The organism is Burkholderia sp. Ac-20384 (assembly GCF_017104605.1).
Taxonomy (GTDB): domain Bacteria; phylum Pseudomonadota; class Gammaproteobacteria; order Burkholderiales; family Burkholderiaceae; genus Burkholderia; species Burkholderia lata.
The window spans coordinates 1-640 of record NZ_JAAGPE010000729.1 but is presented as its reverse complement, the minus strand read 5'-3'; the positions used below and the strand labels follow the sequence as shown (position 1 = coordinate 640).

The 640-nt window shown below is 66.2% G+C and carries 1 pseudogene; it reads left to right on the top strand.

The features are described from left to right. Positions 1-330: 330 nt before the first annotated feature. Positions 331-640 (top strand): annotated as a pseudogene (locus tag G3O00_RS43065) (integrase); the annotation flags it as partial.

The window sequence follows — 640 nt, the reverse complement described above, 5'->3', positions numbered from 1 at the left end:
CGGTTTGCCAGGAAAACCTCTATGGTCTTCCATCTGGGCACTCTGATGCCGTCGGTCCGTGAGGCTCCGCCTTCCTGCCGGCTCCCACCGATCACGGGTGGGAGGCGTTCATATCATTTACTATGTTACCCTTCACTTTATCGGCTGAAATGCCCTGTTTCCGGGCGAAGCTGCGGCGTAGCCTTGCCCAGCAAGGCCCGCCGGCCGATCATCGGCGATCGGGGCGGCGTCATCGCGCCACCCTCCCCTCGCTCGCGCCGCGTCGACGCATCCGGCCATCGCGCGGCACTGTATCAAACAACACGGTTTCCGTAGTCCCTGACCACGCCCATGCCGATTGACGAACCTGACGTGCTCGACGTCGAATTTCGCGAGCTACCGGCCGCGCCACGCCTTGCGACGACACCGGCGGCCCGCCGCAAGGCGCGCTCACGCCAAGCACGCCGCGACGCGGCCGCCGAGCGCCGGATCGGCCTGCAGCACCTCACCTTCTTCCGCGGCTATTTGGAAGGACTGGCGCTCGCCGAGCTGGCCGACCAGTACTTCGAGTTCGGTCACGATGCCCGCAAGGCCGCCGCCACGCGCAGCTGGCTGGTGACGTCGTTCGTCGCCTCGGCCAAGAAGCGCCAGGACTTCGCGA